A 20,131-nucleotide genomic window follows, 5' to 3' on the forward strand; every position below is an offset into this window, starting at 1 on the left:
TAGCAAGACCTCTTTTTAGTGTACTCAAAATTTGGGTAAACAATATCTCATTCAATTTTTACTTTTTTTCAAACTTTTCTCCTTTCGCTTTACAATTGGCTTGAACACCTTTATTGTATCGCGTTTGGAGTTTTTTTGGTATAACCTTCGACGCGCACCCGCATAGCGGGTGGTTTTTTGTCTCGCACCTAGCGGAGCGAGACGGACTAATAGTCACATAATATAGTTAATTGAATATAAAACAGTACAATACAACTTCTGAATCATTGTTAGAAATTGATTTCAATTCCCCAATGGATTTGTTCACATTTTATTTCAATCTAGTATAAAAATACCACACTTTGTAGGTTTACAAGGTGTGGTTGCATTTTATCTCTTGGACCAGGTTCTCTTCATAAAGAGAAGGAGGATTGGGTAAATCTCCAAACGACCTGCAATCATTGCAAAGGAGAGGAGAATTTTTGAGATAGGGCTAAAGATTGAGAAACTAGAAGTGGTTCCTAGAATAGGCCCGATATTATTGAAACAGCTGAAGACAGCGCTGGTCACAACCAGAAAATCATTGCTATTTAGGCTGACAATAAAGATAAGTGCTAGCAAAATCATAGAATAGATGACAAAGTACTTGAGAATCTTATGCTGGGTATCTTTGTCAATCACCGTTTTATTAACATGAAGAGTCAAAACACGGTGGGGTGATAGGATTGATAAAATCTGATTTTTAGCAATTTTTGAAAGAATGAGGCCTCGAATAACCTTGAGTCCACCTGCGGTTGAACCAGCAGAACCACCGATTCCCATGAGGAAGAGAAGGATAAACTGGGAGAAGAGGGGCCAGTTGGTAATATCTCCGTAACCAAAACCAGTCGTTGTAATGATATTGGAAACTTGGAAGAAGGCCATTTCAAAACTCTTAGAAAATCCTGGGTAGAGATAGAGGGTATTGAGGCTGATCAAGCCTGTAGAAAGCAGTACAATGACCAAGTAAGCTCGAAGTTCTTCATCTCCAAAGAAGGCTTTGACGCGACGGAGCATGAGGTAGTAGTAAAGGTTGAAATTTACCCCAAAAACCAGAACTCCTATACTAACCAGATAGGTAATCAGTGAGCTACCATAGTGAGCAATTCCATCGTTATAGACTGTAAAACCTCCTGTACCTGCTGTTCCCATAGCAATGACAAAACTATCAAATAGGGGCATGCCAGCCAGATAATAGATGATGACAAAGAGGGAGAAGAGAGCTAGATAAAGGAGATAGAGAATCTGGGCAGTATTTTTGAGTTTGGATACAACCTTACCGAAAACAGGGCCAGGAACCTCAGCCTTCATCACTTCTAGGTGGCTATTCTTGGCATTATCCATAATAGCAAGTGCAAAAACAAGCACTCCCATTCCTCCAATTAAGTGGGTAAAACTTCGCCAAAAGAGGAGGGAACGACTGAGGACCGAAACGTCGTTCAGAATAGTTGCTCCAGTAGTTGTAAAGCCAGAACTGATCTCAAAAAAGGCATCGATAACGCTGGGAATTTGTCTAGCAAAGACAAAGGGGAGACCGCCAAAGAAAGACCAAAGGATCCAACAGAGGGCCACAATCAAGATACCCTCCTTGGCATAAATCCGTTGATTTTTTGGTTTCTGCAAACTCCCTGAACCACCTAGTAATACGAGAATTCCAATCGTTGTAAAGAGGGCTGTAAAGACTTGGCTCGATTCACGGTAATAGATAGCAATCGCAACAGGAACCAAAAGAAGAACGGCTTCAATCAAAAGTAACTTTGAAAGGAGGTAGCGAATCATACTTTTATTCATTTCTTACCTCGCGATCAAGTCATAAATCTTGGTGATGTTTGGCAACAAAGTTGTTACTAGGAGCTTGTCTCCAACTTCCAACATATCCTCTCCAGTTGGGAAAATCGTTTTGCCTTTTCGAATGATGGCTGCAATAAGAACTCCTTTTTTCAATTTCAGTTGAGAAAGAGGTTTGACAGTCATCTTATTAGCTTCCTTGATATGGAATTGCAGGGTTTCGATTTGGCCATTGGCTAGATGGTGCATGGCCTGAAGGTCTGAATACTGGGCATTAACCCGACCACGAATAAAGTGCATAATCGTATCTACAGCGATGCTTTTAGGTGTGATGATACTTGAAAAATCAGGCGCATTGATAATCTCGAGGAGACTGGTACGATTGACCTTGGTGATATTTTTTTGTACACCTACCCTGTCAAGGAACATAGAGGTAATCAGATTTTCCTCATCGACCCCTGTTAGAGTCGCAACGGCATCATAGTTTTGAGCCCTTTCTTCCAGCAGGATATCTTTTGCGGTACCATCTCCTTGAACGATGTAGAGGTTTGGGAATTTCTCGCTAAAGAAGCTAGCGATTTCAGGATTGATTTCAATAACCTTGGTATCGATACGACTGTCTTTGAGGATACCTAGTAGATAATAGGCAATTCTACCAGCTCCAACAATAAGAAGACTCTTCACGGCACGAGACTTGAAATAATTATGGAAGAGCATCATGTCAACACGGTTACCAGTGACAAAGATTCTATCTTTATCCTGTACAGTCATGTCACCGCTTGGAATGATAATTTGATGATCCCTCTCTATCGCACAGACAATGACATTGCCAAATTTTTTCCGAAAATCAGAAATGGGCATTTGGCAAAGACCGCTGGAAGATTTAACAGTGAATTCCATCAAGCTGACCCGTCCACCAAAGAAACGTTCGACAGAGAGGGCGTTGGGGAAGTCAATGATGCTGGCAATAGAGCGGGCAGCCAAGAGCTCAGGATTAACGATAAGAGAAAAACCGAGAATATTCTTTTCCTTGAAATAAGAGTTAGAGTATTCAGGATTCCGCACCCGAACGATGGTTTCTTTAGCTCCCATTTTCTTGGCTAGAACGGCTGCAATCATGTTCACTTCATCGTACTCAGTTAGAGCGATAAAGATATCACAATCCTGGACACTGGCTTGCTCAAGGATGGCAAAATCGGCCCCGTTACCAAGGATCCCCATGATATCAAAGCGATTAACAATATGATTGAGAACGGCTTCGTCTTGCTCAATCAGCAAAACATCATGCTTTTCTGCAACCAAGGAGCGACAGAGGGCAAAACCGACTTTTCCCCCTCCGACAAGGATAATTTTCATATTAAAACCTACTTTTTCATGATGTAACTATCATACCCTTTTTCAAGAAAAAATGCACCTCCTAGCTAATAACAAGTGCTTTTAGTAGGAAATTTGATATAAGGTAAAACTATACCCTAATCAATTGAAATAGCTATTAGCACCTTTCTCTGAAATATGGTATGATAAAGGATATACAAGGAGATAAAATGAATAATAATTTACTGGTATTACAATCAGACTTTGGTCTGGTAGATGGTGCGGTATCGGCTATGATTGGAGTGGCTTTAGAAGAGTCTCCAACCTTAAAAATCCATCACTTAACGCACGATATCACGCCTTATAATATTTTTGAGGGGAGCTATCGTCTCTTTCAGACAGTGGATTACTGGCCTGAGGGAACGACTTTTGTATCGGTTGTTGATCCAGGTGTTGGCTCAAAACGTAAAAGCGTGGTTGCTAAGACTGCAAAAAATCAATACATTGTCACGCCAGATAATGGGACGCTTTCTTTTATCAAGAAACACGTTGGGATTGTAGCTATTCGTGAGATTTCTGAGGTGGCCAATAGACGTCAAAATACAGAGCATTCTTATACCTTCCACGGTCGTGATGTCTATGCCTATACTGGCGCTAAACTAGCCAGTGGTCACATTACTTTTGAGGAAGTGGGGCCAGAGCTCAGTGTGGACCAGATTGTAGAGCTTCCAGTCGTAGAGACCGTCATTGAAGATCATCTGGTCAAGGGAGCTATTGATATTCTGGATGTGCGTTTTGGTTCGCTTTGGACCTCTATCACGCGAGAAGAATTTTACAAGCTGGAACCAGAATTTGGTGATCGTTTTGAAGTGACTATCTATCATGTTGATATGCTAGTCTATCAAAATCAGGTCGTCTATGGCAAATCATTTGCAGATGTGAGAATTGGGCAACCAATCCTTTACATCAACTCTCTCTATCGTTTAGGTCTGGCTATCAACCAAGGTTCTTTTGCCAAGGCTTATAATGTGGGTGTCGGTTCATCTTGGACCATTGAAATAAAGAAAATAGAAGGATAAAATAGGAGAATAAATAGTATGGAAATCAAATTTACAATTAAACAAGTTGTTGCTGTCGGAATTGGCGCTGCCCTCTTTGTCGTCATCGGGATGATCAATATTCCGACCCCTGTTCCAAATACAAGCATCCAGCTTCAGTATGCGGTACAAGCGCTACTTTCTATTATTTTTGGCCCGATTATCGGTTTGCTTGTCGGGGTGATTGGTCATGCAATCAAGGACTCTCTTGCTGGCTATGGTCTGTGGTGGACTTGGATTATCGCTAGTGGCCTCTTTGGTCTAGCTGTGGGACTATTCAGAAAGTACGTTCGCGTGATCAATGGTGTCTTTGACTGGAAAGATATTCTTATTTTTAACCTTATTCAACTACTTGCAAATGCCCTTGTTTGGGGTGTCTTGGCACCACTTGGAGATGTTGTGATTTATCAAGAAGCGGCAGAAAAAGTATTTGCCCAAGGGATTGTTGCGGGAATTGCTAATGGTGTATCTGTAGCTATTGCAGGAACTCTTCTCTTGCTTGCCTATGCAGGAACCCAAACTCGTGCAGGAAGTTTGAAAAAGGATTAATATAAGGGGACAAGGCTGGGGGACCGGTCTTTTTCACTATTTATAGACTAGTCAGGCAAGTAAGCTAGGATAGGAATCTTCTTGGTGCTAAGTTTTTAAGAGAAGAGTCTGCAAGAAGGGGTAGATTTATGATAAAATAGAAGTCTAATACTCTGTGAAAATCTCTTCAAACCGCGTCAGCTCTATCTGCAACCTCAAAACAGTGTTTTGAGCAACCTACGGCTAGCTTTTTGGTTTGCTCTTTGATTTTCATTGAGTAGAAGAAGCGAATGAAGAGAGTAAGATGAAAGAAGCTATAATTGAGTGGAAGGATTTCTCTTTCCGGTATGAAACACAACAAGAACCGACCTTGCAAGGGGTGGACTTGACCATTTACAAGGGAGAGAAAGTCCTAATCGTTGGGCCATCTGGGTCAGGTAAGTCTACCTTGGGTCAGTGTTTGAATGGGATTATTCCTAATATTTACAAGGGTCAGATGTCTGGAGAATTTTTGATCAAGGATCAAGCAGCCTTCGATATGAGCATCTATGACAAATCTCATCTGGTCAGCACAGTTTTGCAGGATACAGATGGGCAGTTTATCGGTTTATCCGTGGCAGAGGATTTGGCTTTTGCTCTGGAAAATGATGTGACAGCTCTAGATGAGATGAAAGGTCGTGTTCATAAATGGGCTGAAAAGCTGGACCTTCTTTCTTTGTTGAATCAGCGTCCTCAGGATTTGTCAGGTGGACAAAAGCAGCGGGTCAGTCTAGCTGGTGTCTTGATTGATGAGAGTCCGATTCTCTTGTTTGATGAGCCACTCGCCAATCTGGATCCCAAGTCCGGTCAGGATATTATCGAATTGATTGACCAAATTCATAAGGAGGAGGGGACGACGACCCTTATTATTGAGCACCGTTTGGAGGATGTTTTGCATCGACCTGTGGATCGGATTGTCTTGATAAACGATGGTCGTATTCTCTTTAATGGGAGCCCTGATCAGTTACTGGCGACTGATTTATTGACCCAAAATGGAATTCGAGAGCCCCTTTATCTCACTACTCTACGTCAATTAGGTGTGGATTTAGTCAAGGAAGAACAATTAGCAGATCTGGATAACTTGTCTATCTCAAAAGGTCAGGTTCAGTTGCAGACTGAACTTGCAAAAGAGAGACCAGAATTGCAGTCACTCTTTAGACTAGAGGATGTATCTTTCGCTTATGATGATAAACCGATTTTAAAATCCATTCATTTAGATATTAAAAAAGGTGAAAAGATTGCCATTGTCGGGAAAAATGGGGCTGGGAAATCAACTCTAGCCAAGGCCTTAAGTAGTTTTATTCAGACTGAAGGCCGCTTTCTTTGGGAAGGACAGGATATAAAAGGAGATTCTGTTGCAGAGCGGGCGGAACGCGTAGGCTATGTGCTGCAAAATCCTAATCAAATGATTTCAACCAATATGATTTTTGATGAGGTGGCTCTGGGACTACGTTTGCGAGGTGTGGACGAGCAGGAAATTGAAACGAGAGTCTATGAAACCTTGAAAATCTGTGGTCTCTATGAATTCCGTAATTGGCCTATTTCTGCCCTGTCATTTGGTCAGAAAAAACGTGTGACTATTGCATCGATTTTGGTCTTAGGGGCTGAAATTATCCTCTTAGATGAACCGACTGCAGGTCAAGACCAGAAGAACTATACTGAGATTATGGAATTTCTTGAAAAACTGCATCAAAAAGGTCATACCATTGTCATGATTACCCATGATATGCAATTGATGCTGGATTATTCAGATCGGGCCCTTGTCATGGTGGATGGGGAATTGATTGCTGATACTGATCCAGCTAGTCTGTTGAGCAATCCTGAGCTGTTAGTAAAAGCCAATCTAAAAGAAACCTCTATCTTTAACTTGGCCAAGAAACTAGACGTGGATCCACTTGCTTTAACGGCATTTTACAAAGAAAGGAGAGAAGGATGCAAGCTAAATTAATTGGTTACCAGCATAGAGATACTGTGATTCATCGCTTGTCAGGAGCTGCTAAACTCCTCTTTTTCATCCTCGTGTCATTGGCTGCCATGATTAGCTATGATACCAGACTGCTTGTTCTGATTGCCATCTTTTCGGTCTTTCTCCTCTATTTGTCAGAAATCCGCTTTAAAGATGTTTCTTTTGTGGCAGTTTTTGCGATGGTATTTGCCATTTTGAATGTCTTGATGGTCTATCTCTTTTCTCCTGAGTATGGGGTTGGACTTTACGGAGAGAGAAGTGTGATTTGGCAGGGAATCGGTGCCTACACTCTGACCAGTCAAGAGCTCTTTTATCTGTTAAATCTGGCCATTAAGTACCTTTGCACCATTCCTCTGGCTATTATCTTTTTGATGACAACTCATCCTAGTCAGTTTGCATCCAGTTTAAATCAAATTGGTGTGCCTTATAAGATTGCCTATTCAGTCAGCCTGACCTTGCGCTATATTCCAGATTTGCAGGAAGAATTCTTTACTATCAAGATGTCTCAGGAAGCGCGTGGGATGGAATTATCCAAGAAAGCTTCTCTCATGCAACGAATCAAAGGCAATCTGCGCATTATCACTCCCTTGATTTTCAGCTCGTTAGAACGCATTGATACCATCGCGACCGCCATGGAGCTTCGCCGCTTTGGAAAAGAGAAAAAACGCACTTGGTATAGTTACCAAGCCTTGAAAAAAGGAGACTATCTTACCTTGCTCTTGGCAGCCTTGTTTTTAGTAGCTAGTTTACTACTTATCTTGCAGAATCACGGACGATTTTACAACCCTTGGGAATAGCTTGAAAAAATTGAAAAAATCAAGTCGTTTCTATTGACAATGATTCTGAAAGTGTTATACTAAGAAAGTAGTTTCGCTGATTTACTTCAAACCTGTTGTGAGGTAAGTTAACGATGCCTTAACCACGCTGTTTGCTGAGCTTGACTCCGGGCAGTGTGGCTATTTTTTTGCAATGGTAAAAGGAAGCAAGTCATGACAAATCACATTGTATTATTTGAACCACAAATTCCACAAAATACAGGCAATATCGCACGTACTTGCGCTGCGACCAATTCTCCCCTCCACATCATCAAGCCAATGGGCTTTCCTATTGATGACCGCAAGATGAAGCGAGCTGGATTGGATTATTGGGATAAGCTAGAGATTTATTTTTACGAGAGTTTGGAAGATTTTATGTCTCAGATGAAGGGCAAACTCTATCTGATCTCAAAATTTGCTGAGAACGTGTATTCTGAGGTGGATTTATCGACTGACGAGAACCATTATTTTCTCTTTGGACGTGAAGACAAGGGTTTACCTGAAGACTTTATGCGAGAACATCCTGAGAAGGCTCTCCGTATTCCCATGAATGATGAACATGTCCGCAGTCTTAATGTGTCTAATACCGTCTGCATGATTGTCTACGAAGCCCTTCGCCAGCAGAACTTTGCAGGTCTTGAGCTCGTTCATACCTATGAAGTGGATAAGTTGAAATAAAAAATGAAAATGAAAACGAACAAAATGCTTGCGCTTGCAAGCGTTTTTTGTTATGATAAAAGAGTCTTCAGGGCAGGGTGTGATTCCCGACCGGCGGTAAATTTGACTAGCTATTTTAGCTTTCTCGTCGTTGTCTTGTCTCGATATACTTTAAGTATTATCTTCGACTGCGACGCCTAGATAAATCTAAAATATCTTAGCCAAATAAGTCCGCGAGCGCAAGCTGATGTGGTGAGATTCCACAACCGACAGTATAGTCTGGATGGGAGAAGACGAAAGAATAGCTTTGTCTGTTCTGATAGATTTATAGCCAAACTGTAACCGCTTGCTCAACGGAGTTAGAGGGAACTTTTGGGATATAAAAAGTGAGAATAGATAGAGGAATCCTTTCTAACTTCTTCTGATTTTATAGAAAATTGGAGGAACCTGTTATGACAAACACACGTCGACTTTCGACCATTGCGATTTTATCAGCCATCTCATTTGTGCTGATGTACTTTGACTTTCCGCTTCTACCAGCGGCGTCCTTCCTCAAGATCGAATTTAGTATCTTGCCAGTCCTTGTGGGCTTAGTGGTCATGGACTTACCTGCTGCTCTAGGAATTCTCTTGCTCCGCTCACTCTTGAAATTGCTTCTTAACAGTCAGGGAGTGAATACTTACATTGGTTTGCCGATGAATATCGTAGCTTTGGGAGTTTTTGTCATCGTATTTGCTTTGATTTGGAAAAAGGAACGGACAACTCTTCGTTTCCTACTAGGCTCTCTAGCTGGAACTATTGGCTTGACCGTGGCTATGTTGGTTCTCAACTATGTTTACGCTGTTCCTTTGTACGCTAAGTTTGCTAACTTTGATATTGGAAAAATTTTGGGACTTTCCAACTACCTAATGACTATGGTGTTGCCTTTTAACTTGATTGAGGGTGTAATCTTTTCCGTTTCATTCTGGTTGTTGTATGTTCTCTTGAAACCAGCCTTAAAACATTATGAGAGATAAACAAACATTTTTAATGAAGGGCAGTTTTGCCCTTTTACTTTTCGTTATTCTTGGCTACATGGTCAAATTTTACCCTGAAACGCTGGTTGGTTTTGACCAACCGATACAGATTGCCGTTCGAGGAGACTTGCCAGATTACTTGACTATTCTGTTCAAGGCCATCACACGTCTGATTGATATTCCAGTGATTATTACTTGGGTTGTCATTACAGCCTTTGTCTTTTATCGTAAGCGATGGAAGATAGAAAGTTTCTTTATGCTGGGAAATCTGGCTTTGGCAGGTCTTTTAATCGTGACCTTTAAAAATATCTACCAGCGTCCACGACCAGCTATTTTACACTTGGTTGAGGAGAAGGGATTTTCCTTTCCAAGCGGCCATTCTCTGGCTGTAACCTTGATGGTCGGTTCTCTGATTGTCATTCTCAGTCAACGGATGAAAGATCCAGTCTGGAGAAAAATCGTGCAAATCGTGCTAGGTCTCTACCTAGTCAGTGTGCTGGTATCAAGGGTCTATCTGGGAGTTCATTATCCATCAGACGTCCTTGCCAGTCTCTGTGTGGGCTTGGGAGTCTTGTTTATCGAATTTCCTTTCTATGACAAGTTACGCTTCCAATGGCGATTTAAAGGTAAGCAGAAGTGAATATCAAATTCTCTTGAGGAGAAAGAAATGAAAGTCAACATAAAAGATCTTCATCCAACTCAACTATATTTATCAGAAAAGAAACTAGAAGGCATCCAGACACTTTATCAGTCTTCAGAAATGATCAATGTTGACCCGATCAGTATTCTTGCGTTCGGAGATTGCTTGTTGATTACAGATGGGCATCACAGGGCTTATCAGGCTTTATTGGCAGGTCGGGATGTGATTTCTGCTGAGTTTGATAGAGACGGCGGTGATGAACTGTATTATCTCTATGCGCAAGCTTGCGAGGAAAGAAAGATTTACTCTGTTCTGGATTTAAAAAATCATATCTTACCTCAAGATGAGTATGAAGCAAAATGGTATAACTGGTGTGAGGGTTTTAATCAAGCAGCAACTATTTTGTGGAAAAGGAAAGCAGATGAAACGGATTTTACAAATAGATAATGCACTGCGTCTTGTTCCTTATTATAAGGTCAATCATTGTGAAGAAGCTTTTGCTTGGTATCAGGATGTGAACTTAGTTCACCTCGTAGATGGTGTGAAGAAACCTTATAGTCAAGAAACTTTGGAAGCTATGTATTCCCATTTGGATCAGCATGGTGAACTTTTTTGGATTGAAGTCAAGGAGAAGGGAGAATGGTTTCCAATTGGGGATGTTACACTATCTCAGGATAATCTCCCCATTGTGATTGGGAATTCCGCTTACCAACATCGAGGACTTGGAAAAAAGATTCTAAGTGCTTTGATTGAATTGGCTCGAGTAAAAGGATGGAAAGAATTGAGAGTCAAGGAAATCTACACCTACAATCATGCTTCTAGGAGGTGTTTCAAGTCGCTTGGATTTGTGGAAAATGGAGCAACAGAAAAAGGAATGAGTTTTGTATTGAAATTAATCTAATCTAACTTGTTTTTTAACTCAAAATCTGATAAACTATGTAGTAATTGAATAGAAATCTGCAAGACTAGTAACTCAAGGGAAGTATATCAGGGAGGAGAGCCGTGACTGCAAGCTCTCTATATGAAAGCTGGGTGAATTCACTTGTGCATGGATTTAGAAATGAAGGTCTGACTTGTCAGATAAAAACGGATGGTACCGCGTGTCAACGCTCCGAGTGGAGTTTTTGGCATGTGGTTTTCTTTTTATCTACGAGAGACTGATGGAGGAATTATGTCAACTATTGAAGAACAATTAAAAGCGCTTCGTGAAGAAACGCTGGCTAGCTTGAAGCAGATTACTGCTGAAAATAAAAAAGAGATGCAAGATTTGCGTGTTTCTGTCCTTGGGAAAAAGGGTTCACTTACTGAAATCCTCAAAGGGATGAAAGATGTCTCTGCTGAGATGCGTCCGATTATCGGGAAACACGTCAATGAAGCTCGTGATGTCTTGACAGCAGCCTTTGAAGAAACAGCTAAACTATTGGAAGAAAAGAAAGTCGCAGCTCAACTGGCTAGCGAGAGTATCGATGTGACACTTCCAGGTCGCCCTGTTGCGACGGGTCACCGCCACGTTTTGACACAAACCAGTGAAGAAATCGAAGATATTTTCATTGGTATGGGTTACCAAGTCGTGGATGGTTTTGAAGTGGAGCAAGACTACTATAACTTTGAACGTATGAACCTTCCGAAAGATCATCCAGCCCGCGATATGCAGGACACATTCTATATCACTGAAGAAATCTTGCTCCGTACTCATACATCTCCTGTGCAGGCGCGTGCTATGGATGCTCATGATTTCTCTAAAGGCCCTTTGAAAATGATCTCACCAGGGCGTGTCTTCCGTCGTGACACAGACGATGCGACCCACAGTCACCAATTCCACCAAATCGAAGGTTTGGTTGTTGGGAAGAACATTTCTATGGCAGACCTTCAAGGAACCCTTCAGTTGATTGTGCAAAAAATGTTTGGCGAAGAGCGTCAAATTCGTTTGCGCCCCTCTTACTTCCCATTCACAGAACCATCTGTTGAGGTGGATGTTTCTTGCTTCAAGTGTGGTGGAGAAGGCTGTAATGTATGTAAGAAAACTGGTTGGATTGAAATCATGGGTGCTGGTATGGTTCACCCACGTGTTCTTGAAATGAGTGGTATCGATGCGACTGTTTACTCTGGATTTGCCTTTGGTCTTGGACAAGAACGTGTAGCTATGCTCCGTTACGGAATCAACGATATCCGTGGATTCTACCAAGGAGATGTCCGCTTCTCAGAACAGTTTAAATAATGATTAAAAAAGTAGAACTGGCAGATGTTGGGGTGTTGGCCAAAATTGCCAAACAAACCTTTCGTGAAACATTTGCTCATGATAATACAGAAGAGCAGTTACAGGAATACTTTGAAGAGGCTTATAGTCTGAGAGTTTTGTCAACTGAGTTGGAAAAGCCAGAATCCGAAACCTATTTCATTATGCATGAAGAGGAGATAGCTGGTTTTCTCAAAGTCAACTGGGGAAGTGCTCAGACTGAGAGAGAATTAGAGGATGCTTTTGAAATTCAACGCCTCTATGTGCTACAAAAATTCCAAGGATTTGGACTAGGTAAGCAACTGTTTGAATTCGCTCTTGAACTTGCTACCAAAAATAGTTTTTCTTGGGCTTGGCTAGGTGTTTGGGAGCATAATACAAAAGCTCAAGCGTTTTATAATCGATATGGTTTTGAAAAATTTAGCCAACATCATTTTATGGTTGGTCAAAAAGTAGATACAGATTGGTTACTGAGAAAGAAATTAAGGTAAGAAGATGATTCTTCTATTGAAATGATAGGAAAGGAAAAGAACCAGAGTGGCAACTGTCATTCTGGAGAACTAAATTATGCTTGTATCTTATAAATGGTTAAAAGAATTGGTGGACATTGCTGTGCCATCACAAGAGTTGGCTGAAAAAATGTCAACTACAGGGATCGAGGTAGAAGGTGTCGAATCACCTGCTGCTGGTCTCTCAAAAATTGTCGTCGGTGAGGTCTTGTCTTGCGAAGATGTGCCAGAAACTCACCTCCATGTCTGCCAAGTCAATGTGGGTGAAGAAGAAGCTCGTCAAATCGTCTGTGGAGCACCAAATGTGCGTGCAGGCATCAAGGTCATGGTGGCACTTCCGGGAGCTCGTATCGCTGACAACTACAAAATCAAAAAAGGAAAAATCCGTGGCTTAGAGTCTCTTGGAATGATTTGCTCACTTGGTGAATTAGGTATTTCTGACTCAGTTGTGCCAAAGGAATTCGCAGATGGTATACAAATCTTGCCTCAAGATGCTGTTCCTGGGGACGAAGTCTTTTCTTACCTAGACTTGGATGATGAAATTATCGAACTTTCAATCACTCCAAACCGTGCAGATGCTCTATCTATGCGTGGAGTAGCGCACGAAGTGGCAGCTATCTATGACAAGGAAGTCAACTTTAAAGAATTTACTTTAACAGAAACAAATGAAGCTGCGACAGATGCCCTTTCTGTCAGCATTGAGACAGACAAGACGCCTTACTATGCGGCCCGTATCTTGGACAATGTGACTATCGCACCAAGTCCACAATGGTTGCAAAAACTTCTTATGAATGAAGGTATCCGTCCCATTAACAACGTAGTGGACGTGACCAACTACATCCTGCTCTACTTTGGTCAACCTATGCATGCTTTTGACTTGGATACCTTTGAAGGGACTGACATCCGTGTGCGTGAAGCGCGTGCTGGTGAAAAATTGGTGACCTTGGACGGTGAAGAACGTGACTTGGAACCAAATGACTTAGTCATTACTGTGGCTGACAAGCCAGTAGCCCTTGCAGGTGTCATGGGTGGAGAGGCTACAGAAATCTCTGGAAAATCAAGTCGAGTTGTGTTAGAGGCAGCTGTTTTCAATGGCACATCCATTCGTAAGACTAGCGGTCGCCTCAATCTTCGTTCTGAATCTTCTTCTCGTTTTGAAAAGGGCATCAATGTGGCAACTGTCAATGAGGCTCTTGATGCGGCAGCTAGCATGATTGCAGAACTTGCAGGTGCGACGGTGCGTAAGGGTATCGTTTCAGCAGGCCAGCTTGATACTTCTGATGTAGAAGTTTCTTCAACCCTTGCAGACGTTAACCGTGTCCTTGGAACGGAGCTTTCATATGCTGATGTGGAAGATGTCTTCCGTCGTCTTGGATTTGGTCTTTCTGGAAATGAAGACAGCTTTACCGTTAGCGTTCCACGTCGTCGTTGGGATATCGCTATCGAAGCGGACCTCTTTGAAGAAATCGCTCGTATCTATGGTTATGACCGTTTGCCAACCAGTCTTCCAAAAGATGATGGTACAGCAGGTGAATTGACTGCAACACAAAAATTGCGTCGCCAAGTTCGTACAATCGCTGAAGGAGCAGGTTTGACCGAAATCATCACCTACGCTCTGACTACTCCTGAAAAAGCAGTTGAGTTCACAGCTCAACCAAGTAACCTTACAGAACTTATGTGGCCAATGACAGTGGATCGCTCCGTTCTCCGTCAAAACATGGTCTCAGGTATCCTTGATACGGTTGCCTACAACGTAGCTCGTAAGAACAAAAACTTGGCTCTTTACGAGATTGGAAAAGTCTTTGAACAAACAGGTAATCCAAAAGAAGACCTACCAAACGAAATCAACAGCTTTGCCTTTGCCTTGACAGGCTTGGTTGTTGAAGAAGACTTCCAAACGGCAGCAGTTCCAGTTGATTTCTTCTATGCTAAGGGAATCCTTGAAGCATTATTTACTCGCCTGGGACTTGAAGTGACTTATACAGCAACAGCTGAGATTACAAGTCTACACTCAGGACGTACAGCCATGATTTCACTCGGTGACCAAGTTCTTGGTTTCCTTGGCCAAGTGCATCCAGTCACTGCGAAGGCTTACGATATTCCAGAAACGTATGTAGCGGAGCTCAACCTTTCAGCCATCGAGGCTGCCCTTCAACCTGTTGCTCCATTTGTGGAAATTACTAAATTCCCAGCAGTTAGCCGTGACGTTGCCCTCCTTCTCAAAGCAGAAGTGACTCACCAAGAAGTTGTGGATGCTATCCAAGCTGCCGGCGTGAAACGTTTGACAGATATCAAACTCTTTGACGTTTTCTCAGGCGAAAAATTGGGACTTGGTATGAAGTCAATGGCTTATAGCTTGACCTTCCAAAATCCAGAAGACAGCTTGACAGACGAAGAAGTCGCACGCTATATGGAAAAAATCCAAGCATCTCTGGAAGAAAAAGTCAATGCAGAAGTGCGTTAAGTTATTAGAATTTGAAATGAAAGTTTAGACTTAAACATAAAAAACGAATAAAACTAGTTTTCTAGACAGTTAGAATTCTATTTTGTTCGTTTTTTTGTTTTTGAATCTTAGGTCTTGTTAGTGTGAATGAAGTTGTTCTTATATACTTTCTTGATTTAGCTTTTATAACTGTTTAAGACTATAGTAGATTGAAATAAACTGCGAACAAATCTATTGGGGAATTCAAACAAGTTTATAGCAATGTTTTAGAAGTTTCAATGTACTGTTTCAATTTCGGGCATGAAATAAAATCTAAGTGTGTTTTTATTTTTCTGTCCAATGAATTAAAATAATTGACTTATTAGATTAGCAATGATAAAATTAGACTGAAAACGGTGTATAAGCTATAACTTTATTTAATATATACATACATTAAACAGAGCTGCTGTTTTCATTAATAAATTATAAAGGAGTTTTTACAGATGGAAAATAATCATTCTATGAGTCGAGTAGAACGCTCACGTCGTGAGAAGGTAACCCGTTACTCTATTCGAAAAGTAAGTTTTGGTGCAGCCAGTGTAGCGGTTGCAGCATTTTTCATGTTTTTGGGAAATGGTGCAGTGTATGCAGCAGAGCCAAACGCAACAGCAACAAATTCTGCCCGAGTAGCTACTCCAGCTAATAAGCAGTTGGATGAAAATCCTGGTGCCAGTGACTCGACAGCTCCGAAAGCTCAAGCAGACACAACTACTTCAAAACCTGCTGATGCAACTCCAGCGCCAGTAGTATCATCTACTACTTCAGCAACAGAAGAAAAATCAACGGAGAAAAACACTGAGGCGTCATCGACTGCTCCGAAAGCTCAAGCAGACGCAACTACTTCAAAACCTGCTGATGCAACTCCAGCGCCAGTAGTATCATCTACTACTTCAGCAACAGAAGAAAAATCAACGAAGAAAAACACTGAGGCGTCATCTACAGAAGCAAATAGCGTAGAAAACAAAGAACAAACAACAGTAAAAGCTGAAGAGCCATCTACTACATCAGCAGAAACAACAAAACCTGCAGAAGAAACTGCAACAACAGAAAGCAACAAACCAAAATCACGTAAAAAACGTGCTCTAGATGCAAACGATCAGAACCGATCAGGTGATGCAGCTACAACAGATGAAGATGATGATCCGTCTGTAAACGCGAAAAACATAGAGTTAATTAACCCATACTTTGAAGCCAATGGAACACCAACAAAAGAAGAAAAATTTAAAGTAATTGATTCGTTTGATTTAATTGGTTGGCATTTGACTAATCCTAATCAAACAAAAGTAGTTATTGCAAATGGTATGGCATCATCTTTTAGAGGACATGGAAGCGTAGTTGATCAAACTCATCCGTATGGAATTCCATTAGCATTATATACGAAAAAAAATGATCCAAGTAGTAAGAGTGATAAATTTGGTGGTGTTTATCAAGATATTGATGTAAAACCTGGTCAAGAGATTGTTATAGGTCAAAATACAACTTCTTTTGGTGGATATGGCGCGTCAGCGAATAGAACTAAATTAACAGTTTCTTATCCTGAAAAAGGAAATCAAGAGCAAGCAAATCTTATCTGGCGTCCATTAGTAGCGCCGTATTCAGGGGTATTTACAGTTCCTAAAGGAGTAACGAAAATTCGTGTTCGCCTTGAGGCTGGACCAGATAATATTAGCCAAGATGATAGTAGTAAAATTGAAATTGATGGGCAAACATATTATGTGGGTTCTATGGTGTCAAAACTATCTATCACAACAGGGGCGGACGTTGTAGCCCAAACACCAACTGTAAAATACAACGAAGTATCACCATCAGCAACAGCAAAAACTGTAAGAACTACAATTAGTGTAGATTTAGTAAATGAAGGACATGCTTATTCAGCGAATAATAAATATTCTGTAAAATTGCCAGATAATGCCACATATGTATCATCTGAAGGTGGTACAGCTGCAAATGTAAAAGATGGTACTTTAAGTATTAACTATAAATCATTGGCACCTGGTGAGAAAAAAACACTAACCTATACAGTAGATTTACCAGCAGATAAAGCAAGTTCTACTGATTTTAATGGAATTAATACATGGAAAACAAACACTGCATTTAATGGGTTAGAAGGAACAGTTGTAGGTGGTACTGTAATCGGTACACCTGGAGCGAAGGTTCGTAATATTCCAGTAAAACCTCAAAATGTAACAGTTAACATGTATAAAACAGACCTGGAGAAAAAGGTTAATGGATTAGAGACTAAATTAGCACAGCTAAATGAAAGTGACTATACTCCAGAAAGCTGGAAAGCAATGCAAGATCAACTTGCTGAAGCTAAGAATATCCTAAACGAAGAAAAAAATAATGTACCTGTAGCTGATAGAAAAAATCAAGCTGAAATTAACGCTAAATTAGTATTATTAGAAAAAGAAAAAGCTAAATTAGACTTAGAAAAAGCAGCTAAAGATCAAATTACTAAGATTGAAGCAGTTGATGGTTCAGTAAAAGAAGAAAAAGAAGCCGCTAAAGCAAAATTAATTGAAACATTAGCAGCAGCTAAAAAAGCGGTAGATTCAGCAACAACAGAAGCTGATGTAACAACAAAACTGACAGAAGAAACAAACAAGATTACTCCAATACTTCCAGCAGAAGAAGTTAAGACAGCGGCGAAAAATGATATTCAAAGTATACTTGAAGAGAAGAAAACTCAAATAGCAGCTCGTGATGAACTAACTACTGAAGAAAAAGAAGCCGCTGTAAAAGAAGCAGAACGTTTAGCTCAAGATGCAAAAAATAGAGTGGATGCAGCAACTACTCAAGAATCTGTTGAACTTAACAAAGACCGCGGTGAAGAAAAAGTAGAAAAAGTAGATCCAGCAGCTAAAGTCAAACCAGCAGCAAAAGCAGCGATCGATGCAGCATTAAAAGCACAAGAAAAAGCCATTGATGCTAAACCTGATTCAACGAAAGAAGAAAAAGAAGCTGCTAAAGAAGAAGCTATCGATAAAGCAGAAGCAGCCAAAGAAGCTATCGATAAAGCAGCTTCTAATGGGGATGTAACAACAGCTAAAGAAGCAGGAGTAGGAACAATTACACCTGTAGAACCAAAAGCAGAAGTAAAACCAGCCGCAAAACAAGCGATTGAAGATGCTTATAAAGCAAAAGTTGAAGAAATTGAAAAACGTCCTGAGTTAACTACTGAAGAAAAAGCAGCAGCAAAAGCAGAAGCACGTAAATTGGCAGATGCAGCTAAAGCAAATGTTGATAAAGCGAAAACAGATGATGCAGTAGCAACAGCAGAAGACAAAGGAACTACAAAAGTAGCAGATGTAGATCCAGCAGCCAAAGCAAAACCAGCAGCAAAAGCAGCAATCGATGCAGCATTGAAAGAAAAAGAAAAAGCCATCGATGCTAAACCTGATTCAACGAAAGAAGAAAAAGAAGCTGCTAAAGAAGAAGCGCGAGCAAAAGCAGAAGCAGCCAAAGAAGCTATCGATAAAGCAGATTCTAATGCAGATGTAACAGCAGCTAAGGACGCAGGAGTAGGAACAATTACCCCTGTAGAACCAAAAGCAGAAGTAAAACCAGCCGCAAAACAAGCGATTGAAGATGCTTATACTGCAAAAGTTGAAGAAATTGAAGCACGTCCTGACTTGACTACTGAAGAAAAAGAAGCAGCCAAAGCAGAAGCTAAGAAAGCAGCAGACGATGCTAAAGCAAATGTTGCTAAAGCGAAAACAGATGATGCAGTAGCAACAGCAAAAGACTCTGGAACTACGAAAGTAGATAATGTAAATCCAGTAGCGAAAGCAAAACCAGCTGCAAAAGCAGCAATCGATGCGGCATTAAAAGCACAAGAAAAAGCAATTGATGCTAAACCTGATTCAACGAAAGAAGAAAAAGAAGCCGCTAAAGAAGAAGCACGTGCTAAAGCAGAAGCAGCCAAAGAAGCTATCGATAAAGCAGCTTCTAATGGGGATGTGACAACAGCTAAGGAAACAGGAGTAGAAACAATTAAACCTGTAGAACCAAAAGCAGAAGTAAAACCAGCCGCAAAACAAGCGATTGAAGATGCTTATAAAGCAAAAGTTGAAGAAATTGAAGCACGTCCTGACTTGACTACTGAAGAAAAAGCAGCAGCGAAAGAAGAAGCACGTAAAATAGCAGATGCAGCTAAAGCAAATGTTGATAAAGCGAAAACAGATGATGCAGTAGCGGCAGCAGAAGACAAAGGAACTACAAAAGTAGCAGATGTAGATCCAGTAGCTAAAGCTAAACCAGCTGCAAAAGCAGCGATCGATGCGGCATTAAAAGCACAAGAAAAAGCCATCGATGCTAAACCTGATTCAACGAAAGAAGAAAAAGAAGCTGCTAAAGAAGAAGCGCGAGCAAAAGCAGAAGCAGCCAAAGAATCTATCGATAAAGCAGATTCTAATGCGAATGTAGCAGCGGCTAAAGAAGCAGGAGTAGGAACAATTACCCCTGTAGAACCAAAAGCAGAAGTAAAACCAGCTGCAAAACAAGCGATTGAAGATGCTTATACTGCAAAAGTTGCAGAGATTGAAAAACGTCCTGAGTTAACAACAGAAGAAAAAACAGCTGCTAAAGAAGAAGCACGTAAATTGGCAGATGCAGCTAAAGAAAATGTTGATAAAGCGAAAACAGATGATGCAGTAGCAACAGCAGAAGAGAAAGGAACTACGAAAGTAGATAATGTAAATCCAGTAGCTAAAGCAAAACCAGCTGCTAAAGCGGCAGTAGATGCAGCATTGGCAGAAAAAGACAAAGCGATCGACGCTAACGACAAACTTTCAGATGCAGAAAAAGCAGCAGCGAAAGAAGAAGCTAAGAAAGCAGCAGACGAAGCTAAGAAAGCGATCGATGAAGCGAAAGATCAAGCTGGAGTAGACGCAAAAGCAACTGAAGGAACAGCTGCAGTAGCGGCAGTCAACCCAGTAGGAAAAGAAAAAGCTAAAGCGGCAGTAGATGCAGCATTGGCAGAAAAAGACAAAGCGATCGACGCTAACGACAAACTTTCAGATGCAGA

15 protein-coding genes and 1 riboswitch are annotated in these 20,131 nt (G+C 40.9%); of the genes, 13 read left to right on the top strand and 2 right to left on the bottom strand.

All coding sequences use genetic code 11. The features are described from left to right. Window positions 1–369: 369 nt before the first annotated feature. Together FGQ53_RS08095 and trkA are read right to left on the bottom strand one after the other, a co-directional pair. A complete protein-coding gene (locus tag FGQ53_RS08095) occupies window positions 370–1,809 on the bottom strand; it encodes a TrkH family potassium uptake protein (protein WP_138337592.1) in 1,440 nt (479 codons plus the stop codon). Window positions 1,810–1,812: 3 nt separating this feature from the next. Further along, window positions 1,813–3,162 carry a Trk system potassium transporter TrkA gene (gene trkA, locus FGQ53_RS08100; protein ID WP_138337595.1) on the bottom strand — a complete coding sequence of 450 codons (1,350 nt, stop codon included), beginning with the start codon at window positions 3,160–3,162 and terminating at the stop codon, window positions 1,813–1,815. A gap of 188 nt (window positions 3,163–3,350) precedes the next feature. Here trkA and FGQ53_RS08105 point away from each other — a divergent pair, with 188 nt between their 5' ends. From FGQ53_RS08105 to FGQ53_RS08165, 13 genes are all read left to right on the top strand, one after another. After that, the gene (locus tag FGQ53_RS08105) at window positions 3,351–4,199 is read left to right on the top strand and encodes an SAM hydrolase/SAM-dependent halogenase family protein (protein WP_138337597.1); all 849 of its coding nucleotides are present in this window, start codon (window positions 3,351–3,353) and stop codon (window positions 4,197–4,199) included. 18 nt (window positions 4,200–4,217) lie between these two features. Continuing rightward, window positions 4,218–4,766 (top strand): ECF-type riboflavin transporter substrate-binding protein, encoded by a 549-nt coding sequence (locus FGQ53_RS08110; RefSeq protein WP_101785455.1) that lies wholly within the window; start codon window positions 4,218–4,220, stop codon window positions 4,764–4,766. A 283-nt stretch (window positions 4,767–5,049) separates the two neighbouring features. Continuing rightward, window positions 5,050–6,732 (top strand): ABC transporter ATP-binding protein, encoded by a 1,683-nt coding sequence (locus tag FGQ53_RS08115; RefSeq protein WP_138337600.1) that lies wholly within the window; start codon window positions 5,050–5,052, stop codon window positions 6,730–6,732. Then, on the top strand, window positions 6,717–7,547 hold the full coding sequence (locus FGQ53_RS08120; protein WP_138337603.1) for an energy-coupling factor transporter transmembrane component T family protein: 831 nt from the start codon (window positions 6,717–6,719) through the stop codon (window positions 7,545–7,547). Before FGQ53_RS08115 ends, FGQ53_RS08120 begins: the two co-directional genes overlap by 16 nt. A 192-nt stretch (window positions 7,548–7,739) precedes the next feature. Continuing rightward, window positions 7,740–8,243, top strand: a complete 504-nt coding sequence (locus FGQ53_RS08125) for a tRNA (cytidine(34)-2'-O)-methyltransferase (RefSeq protein WP_138337606.1) — start codon at window positions 7,740–7,742, stop codon at window positions 8,241–8,243. A gap of 59 nt (window positions 8,244–8,302) precedes the next feature. Continuing rightward, a riboswitch (FMN riboswitch) is annotated at window positions 8,303–8,521 on the top strand. Window positions 8,522–8,674: 153 nt separating this feature from the next. Further along, on the top strand, window positions 8,675–9,238 hold the full coding sequence (locus FGQ53_RS08130; protein WP_138337608.1) for an ECF transporter S component: 564 nt from the start codon (window positions 8,675–8,677) through the stop codon (window positions 9,236–9,238). Then, a complete protein-coding gene (locus FGQ53_RS08135; RefSeq protein ID WP_138337611.1) occupies window positions 9,228–9,878 on the top strand; it encodes a phosphatase PAP2 family protein in 651 nt (216 codons plus the stop codon). Before FGQ53_RS08130 ends, FGQ53_RS08135 begins: the two co-directional genes overlap by 11 nt. Before the next feature lie 27 nt (window positions 9,879–9,905). Continuing rightward, window positions 9,906–10,325, top strand: coding sequence for a chromosome partitioning protein ParB (locus FGQ53_RS08140; RefSeq protein WP_138337614.1), 420 nt, complete (start codon window positions 9,906–9,908; stop codon window positions 10,323–10,325). A gap of 4 nt (window positions 10,326–10,329) precedes the next feature. Continuing rightward, on the top strand, window positions 10,330–10,779 hold the full coding sequence (locus tag FGQ53_RS08145) for a GNAT family N-acetyltransferase (RefSeq protein ID WP_025171450.1): 450 nt from the start codon (window positions 10,330–10,332) through the stop codon (window positions 10,777–10,779). Window positions 10,780–11,049: 270 nt separating this feature from the next. Beyond that, window positions 11,050–12,096: a phenylalanine--tRNA ligase subunit alpha gene (gene pheS / locus FGQ53_RS08150; RefSeq protein WP_031237702.1), complete on the top strand. Its 1,047-nt coding sequence runs from the start codon at window positions 11,050–11,052 to the stop codon at window positions 12,094–12,096. Next, on the top strand, window positions 12,096–12,605 hold the full coding sequence (locus FGQ53_RS08155) for a GNAT family N-acetyltransferase (protein WP_033681280.1): 510 nt from the start codon (window positions 12,096–12,098) through the stop codon (window positions 12,603–12,605). Before pheS ends, FGQ53_RS08155 begins: the two co-directional genes overlap by 1 nt. Window positions 12,606–12,681: 76 nt before the next feature. Beyond that, on the top strand, window positions 12,682–15,087 hold the full coding sequence (gene pheT / locus FGQ53_RS08160) for a phenylalanine--tRNA ligase subunit beta (protein ID WP_138337617.1): 2,406 nt from the start codon (window positions 12,682–12,684) through the stop codon (window positions 15,085–15,087). Window positions 15,088–15,548: 461 nt separating this feature from the next. After that, a partial coding sequence (locus tag FGQ53_RS08165; protein ID WP_138337620.1) for a SasC/FmtB family protein occupies window positions 15,549–20,131 on the top strand: 4,583 nt, incomplete at its 3' end.

This window comes from Streptococcus mitis (assembly GCF_005844455.1).
Classification (GTDB): Bacteria; Bacillota; Bacilli; order Lactobacillales; family Streptococcaceae; genus Streptococcus; species Streptococcus mitis_BF.

Excerpts from the sequence above, each read along its gene's own strand:
- FGQ53_RS08140 (WP_138337614.1), top strand. The coding sequence starts at position 9,906 with ATGAAAGTCAACATAAAAGATCTTCATCCAACTCAACTATATTTATCA.
- pheT (WP_138337617.1), top strand. The coding sequence starts at position 12,682 with ATGCTTGTATCTTATAAATGGTTAAAAGAATTGGTGGACATTGCTGTG.
- FGQ53_RS08110 (WP_101785455.1), top strand. The coding sequence starts at position 4,218 with ATGGAAATCAAATTTACAATTAAACAAGTTGTTGCTGTCGGAATTGGC.
- FGQ53_RS08120 (WP_138337603.1), top strand. The coding sequence starts at position 6,717 with ATGCAAGCTAAATTAATTGGTTACCAGCATAGAGATACTGTGATTCAT.
- FGQ53_RS08105 (WP_138337597.1), top strand. The coding sequence starts at position 3,351 with ATGAATAATAATTTACTGGTATTACAATCAGACTTTGGTCTGGTAGAT.
- FGQ53_RS08095 (WP_138337592.1), bottom strand. The coding sequence starts at position 1,809 with ATGAATAAAAGTATGATTCGCTACCTCCTTTCAAAGTTACTTTTGATT.
- trkA (WP_138337595.1), bottom strand. The coding sequence starts at position 3,162 with ATGAAAATTATCCTTGTCGGAGGGGGAAAAGTCGGTTTTGCCCTCTGT.
- FGQ53_RS08135 (WP_138337611.1), top strand. The coding sequence starts at position 9,228 with ATGAGAGATAAACAAACATTTTTAATGAAGGGCAGTTTTGCCCTTTTA.
- FGQ53_RS08125 (WP_138337606.1), top strand. The coding sequence starts at position 7,740 with ATGACAAATCACATTGTATTATTTGAACCACAAATTCCACAAAATACA.
- pheS (WP_031237702.1), top strand. The coding sequence starts at position 11,050 with ATGTCAACTATTGAAGAACAATTAAAAGCGCTTCGTGAAGAAACGCTG.
- FGQ53_RS08155 (WP_033681280.1), top strand. The coding sequence starts at position 12,096 with ATGATTAAAAAAGTAGAACTGGCAGATGTTGGGGTGTTGGCCAAAATT.
- FGQ53_RS08115 (WP_138337600.1), top strand. The coding sequence starts at position 5,050 with ATGAAAGAAGCTATAATTGAGTGGAAGGATTTCTCTTTCCGGTATGAA.
- FGQ53_RS08130 (WP_138337608.1), top strand. The coding sequence starts at position 8,675 with ATGACAAACACACGTCGACTTTCGACCATTGCGATTTTATCAGCCATC.